This window comes from Methylacidimicrobium tartarophylax, from assembly GCF_902143375.2.
Lineage (GTDB): Bacteria > Verrucomicrobiota > Verrucomicrobiia > Methylacidiphilales > Methylacidiphilaceae > Methylacidimicrobium > Methylacidimicrobium tartarophylax.
Genome location: NZ_CABFVA020000030.1, coordinates 1 through 4,600, shown reverse-complemented (window position 1 = coordinate 4,600; position 4,600 = coordinate 1). Strand labels below are relative to the sequence as shown.

At 63.9% G+C, this 4,600-nt stretch carries 6 protein-coding genes; 5 read left to right on the top strand and 1 reads right to left on the bottom strand.

The features are described 5' to 3' along the window. A partial coding sequence (locus tag MAMT_RS03915; protein WP_281289097.1) for a cation transporter dimerization domain-containing protein occupies positions 1-237 on the top strand: 237 nt, incomplete at its 5' end. Between the two features lie 29 nt (positions 238-266). On the opposite strand, the gene MAMT_RS03910 is transcribed toward MAMT_RS03915, so the two are convergent. After that, positions 267-716: a DoxX family protein gene (locus MAMT_RS03910; protein ID WP_142659709.1), complete on the bottom strand. Its 450-nt coding sequence runs from the start codon at positions 714-716 to the stop codon at positions 267-269. A 315-nt stretch (positions 717-1,031) separates the two neighbouring features. On the opposite strand from MAMT_RS03910, the gene MAMT_RS03905 reads away from it, so the two are divergent. The 4 genes from MAMT_RS03905 (at position 1,032) to MAMT_RS03890 (ending at position 4,560) form a co-directional block, all read left to right on the top strand. Further along, positions 1,032-2,054 (top strand): class I SAM-dependent methyltransferase, encoded by a 1,023-nt coding sequence (locus tag MAMT_RS03905; protein ID WP_246186512.1) that lies wholly within the window; start codon positions 1,032-1,034, stop codon positions 2,052-2,054. 82 nt (positions 2,055-2,136) lie between these two features. Further along, positions 2,137-2,799 carry a CmcI family methyltransferase gene (locus MAMT_RS03900; RefSeq protein ID WP_246186511.1) on the top strand — a complete coding sequence of 221 codons (663 nt, stop codon included), beginning with the start codon at positions 2,137-2,139 and terminating at the stop codon, positions 2,797-2,799. A 31-nt stretch (positions 2,800-2,830) separates the two neighbouring features. After that, a complete protein-coding gene (locus tag MAMT_RS03895) occupies positions 2,831-3,154 on the top strand; it encodes an NAD(P) transhydrogenase subunit alpha part 2 (protein WP_142659708.1) in 324 nt (107 codons plus the stop codon). Positions 3,155-3,156: 2 nt separating this feature from the next. After that, positions 3,157-4,560 carry an NAD(P)(+) transhydrogenase (Re/Si-specific) subunit beta gene (locus MAMT_RS03890; protein ID WP_142659707.1) on the top strand — a complete coding sequence of 468 codons (1,404 nt, stop codon included), beginning with the start codon at positions 3,157-3,159 and terminating at the stop codon, positions 4,558-4,560. Positions 4,561-4,600 lie beyond the last annotated feature (40 nt).

Here is a 4,600-nt window from a genome sequence, read left to right as displayed (position 1 = left end):
GCCGAGGTCCGGCGGCTGCGCAGCCGGCGGGCAGGCCGGACGGTCTTCATCGAGTTCGCCTTGGTCGTCCCCGGCTCGCTTCCGGTCCGAGAGGCGCACCAGCTCTGCGACCGGATGGAGGAAGCGGTGCAAAGGACCGTGCCGCAGGCCTCGGTCACCGTGCATGTCGAGCCGGCCGAGAAAGGGGAGGAAGCTCGGATGGCCGACGCGGTCAGGCCGTTGGGGCCCCGCGGCTGATCCGTTGCCGGATCTCCCTGCCCGATTTCCTATTCGCCCGAAACACGACGGTCGATGGAGAAGATTCCCCCTCCGGTGAAGAGCAGGCAGAGGCAGCCTGCGACCGCCAGGATGTGAAACTCGAAGCCTTCTCCCGCCTGGGTCCCGTACCAGTTCATGAAGAAGCCGTGGGGAAGATGCACCAGGAACGCGGCCACCGCCATCGTCGTACCCAGCGCGAATGCGGCCAAGCGGGTGAAGAGCCCCAAGAAAAGAGCGATGGGAGCGAGAAGCTGGGTCCAGACGGCAGCCTGCGCCAGCAGGATGGGGATGTGGAGAGACCCGTGGAGAAATCCCGTGCTGCCCGCCAAGCCTCCTCCTCCGAACCAGCCCAGGACATTCTGCGCTCCATGCGGGAAGAAGACGATCGCCAGCCCCAGACGGAGAACGCATGGACCCAGCGAGCGCGACGTGTAGAGCATTCCTGCGAACGGATTCATCGATCGATCCTCCTCCTCTCCCTTTTTCGGGCAAGGGCATCTTGCCGGGGAGGGCCTCGGCCAGACAAGCAGATCTCTTTTGCGAAAGCCGTCTCTCTCCGTTGACAACGAACAAGGGATGGGCAAAGAGTAGAAACTCGTCGACCAGCGGATGGGTCCGGAAGAGACTTCTCTGGATCCGCTCCAGAGGTTCGGACGAAAGATTCAGATCTCTCGGAAAAACAATGGTAGCGGGAAGCGGGAAGGCCCAGCCGCAGCAGAGCGAATCCGGGGTGACCCGCGCGGAATGGTAGGAGACCAGGGAATCCAGTCACGGTGAAATCGGACGGCTCGCTCTTCTTTCCGGTCGGAGACTATCTGGCGGGCATTCTCACCGGAACGATCGTGGCCGCGGCCGTTCGCGGCCTGGTCGGACCCGGTTTCGACATGGTGCTCGCGATGATCCTCGGGATGGTCGTCGGCATGGGCATTCATCTGGTGCTCGGGTTCGTGCTGGGGCCTCTTCTGGGCATGTTCCAGACGATGGTTCCCGGCTCGTGGATCGGGATGTACGGCGGCATGCTCTTCGCCATGCGGGATTCGATGAGCGCCGGCTCATCGAGTTGGACGAGTGCCCTGGGCGTGGGAGCGCTTTTCGGCGCCATCGCCGTGGCGGGCGTCCGGTTCTATGACCGGATCCTGCGCGGACCGGTCAACGGCCCCGCCGGAGGAGCTCCGGCGGCGGATAGCCCCCGGACCCGGCAGAAGTGGGATGCGGCCAGCCGCTTTTTCGACCGGTTGACCTGGGCGGACGACCAGCGCTTTGGCCCGGAGAAGCAGCGGCTCTTCGCCCGAGCGGAAGGAAAGCTGCTCTTCGTCGGAGCCGGGACCGGGAACGACTTCCGCTACCTCCCCTCCGGTCTTGCCGTGACGGCCGTCGACCTGAGCCCGGCCATGCTCGCGCAGGCGGCGCGCAAGGCCGCCGGGTATGAGCTCCGCGGAACCCTCGAACTGCGGGAAGCCGATGTCCAGCGGCTGCCCTTTCCCGACGGCTCCTTCGACCAGGCTCTGGCCGTCTGCACTTTCTGCTCGGTTCCCGATCCTTTGGCGGGTCTGCGGGAAGTCCGGCGGGTGCTCAAGCCAGGCGGCCGATTTTTTCTTTTCGAGCATGTCCGGAGCCGGATCGGCCCGGTGGGGATTCTCCTGGATACGATGACCCCCCTCTCGCGGCTGGTGGGTCCCGCGCTCAATCGGGAGACGGTGAGCAATGTGAAAGCGGCCGGCTTTCGGATCCTGCGGGAGGAAAACGTCTACCTGGACATCGTCAAGTGGATCGAGGCCGAGAAGCCGAACGGTTAGCCCTGGGGAACAAAACGGTTTGATTCCGGCATCCGCTCTTTCCGATTGGCGGGGGGAAGTCCATTCCGCTAGACTCCGGGCCATGACCGAAACGCCCCAACCCTCGTGGCCGCCCATGGAGGAGCGCCTCGAGGAGCCCCTCCAAAGGGTGCTCGAGCGGATGCAGGCACGGATCCTGATCGGAACGACCTATTTCGGAATCAAGACGTTTAAATGCCCTCTGGATTTCTGGGTCTATCAGGAACTCCTCTACGAGTGCCAGCCGGAGGTCGTCGTCGAGATCGGCAACTTTCATGGGGGAAGCGCCCTGGCGCTCGCCCATATTCTGGATGCGCTCGGAAAGGGGAGGATCATCGCGATCGACATCAACCAGCGGAAGATCGATCCCCGCGCCAAACGCCATCCGCGGATCTCCTGGATGCAGGGAGATGCCAAGCTCCTCGCCGGCAAAGTCGCCTCCCAAATCAGCGAATCCGAACGAGTCCTTATCATTGAAGACAGCGAACATACCTACGACAACACGCTCGGCGTCTTGCGAGCCTATGCCGGCTTGGTCAGCCCGGGCAGCTACCTGATCGTCGAGGATACCAACTGCCACCATGGGGTTGCAGACGGCCCGTCCCCCGGTCCCTATGAGGCGGTCGCGGATTTCCTGGCGGAGGACGACCGCTTCGAGGCCGATCGGATCCGGGAAAATTTCGGCATCACCTGGAATCCCCGCGGCTACCTGCGCCGCGTTCGTTAATCGTCTCAAGCCTCGATCGGAGAAGACTCCCATGGACGGAGAAACTGCAATTACCGGCTTTTTGGCGGTCTATCTCTTTCTTTTGGCCGCATTCACCGGCTACGAGGTGATCGCCCGGGTGCCGGCGATCCTTCACACCCCGCTCATGTCGGGCTCCAACTTCATTCACGGCATCGTGGTCGTGGGGGCCCTCTACGCACTGCTCCACGCGAGTTCCGTGCCAGAGCAGGCGATCGGCTTCCTCGGGGTGCTCTTCGGAGCGGCGAACGCGGCGGGAGGCTACGTGGTCACCGTGCGGATGCTCCGGATGTTCCATTCGGGAAAGGCCGCAAAACCTCCGCGGAGTTCGAGCTGACCATGGAGCTTCTTCTCCAGTCTTGCGATCTGGCAACCGCCTTTCTCCTGATTTATGGGCTAAGGCGCATGTCCTCCCCGGCGACGGCGAGTTCCGGAATCGCGCTCGCGGGCATCGGGATGCTGATCGTGACCTTGGCGAGCTTCCTCTACGCCTTCGGCGTAAAGGGAGAAGCGCGGCCTCATCTTCCGGTCAACCTCCTGCTCGCCGGGATCGCTCTATTCGTGGGAACGGGTTGGGCCTGGTGGCGAGGAGGGCGGGTTCCGCTGACCGCGATGCCGCAGATGGTGGCACTCTACAACGGGATGGGAGGAGCGGCGGCGGCGGCGATTTCGGCGATCGAGCTGCTCGTGCATCCCGATGTGGGCAATGTCCGGCTGGGGATCGCGATCGCAGGAGGCTTTATCGGCTCTTTTTCGTTCTCGGGATCGCTCATCGCGTGGGCCAAGCTCGAGGGGAAGCTGCCGAAGCCGTGGAGGCCCCGCTTTCTCCAGATCGGAAACGGGCTGGTGTTGCTGGTGGCCGTTGCCTCGGCTACCGCCATGCCGGCTCTCCTTCCCAATTCGCAGCTTCTCACGCTCTTCTTTGTCTTCTCGCTGGCCTTCGGAGCCCTGATCACCCTTCCGATCGGAGGAGCCGACATGCCGGTCGTGATCTCGCTCTGCAATGCCTGCACGGGGATGGCGGTCGGCTTCGAGGGGTTCGTCCTCAACCATCCGGCCCTCATGATCGCCGGAACGGTCGTGGGAGCGGCCGGCAGCCTGCTCACCCTGCTGATGGCGCGCGCGATGAACCGTTCGCTCGGGAACATCCTCTTCAGCAACTTCGGTGAGACCGGACGGGAGGAGACCCAGGTGACCGGCCAACTCAAGCCGATCAGCGCCGAGGACGCCGCGACCACGATGTGCTACGCGCGCAAAGTGATCCTGGTTCCGGGCTACGGGCTCGCTGCCGCCCATGCCCAGCAGAAGCTCTACGAGCTCGCTAAGCGGCTCCAGGAAGAAGGGGCGGACGTCAAGTTTGCCATCCACCCGGTGGCGGGCCGGATGCCGGGTCACATGGATGTCCTGCTGGCCGAAGCGGGAGTCCCCTACGAGATGATCGTCGGCCTCGACGAGATCAACGGGGAGTTCCCGACGACCGATGTGGCGCTCGTCGTGGGAGCCAACGACATCGTCAATCCGGCGGCTCGGACTGACAAGGGCTCACCGATCTACGGGATGCCGATCCTCGACGTCGACAAGGCCCAGCAGGTCTACGTGATCAAGCGCGGCCAGGGGAAGGGCTACGCGGGCATCGAGAACGCCCTCTTCACGGCCGACAACTGCCGGATGGTCTACGGAGACGCCCAAGAAGTCCTGGGGCAGATGCTTCAATCGATCAAGGAGCTCGTCGGTCAGCGGTAGGCCGGCCGCCCTCGGCGGCCGGATAGCGCTGGAGAATGTC

Excerpts from the sequence above, each read along its gene's own strand:
- MAMT_RS03900 (WP_246186511.1), top strand. The coding sequence starts at position 2,137 with ATGACCGAAACGCCCCAACCCTCGTGGCCGCCCATGGAGGAGCGCCTC.
- MAMT_RS03910 (WP_142659709.1), bottom strand. The coding sequence starts at position 716 with ATGAATCCGTTCGCAGGAATGCTCTACACGTCGCGCTCGCTGGGTCCA.
- MAMT_RS03895 (WP_142659708.1), top strand. The coding sequence starts at position 2,831 with ATGGACGGAGAAACTGCAATTACCGGCTTTTTGGCGGTCTATCTCTTT.
- MAMT_RS03890 (WP_142659707.1), top strand. The coding sequence starts at position 3,157 with ATGGAGCTTCTTCTCCAGTCTTGCGATCTGGCAACCGCCTTTCTCCTG.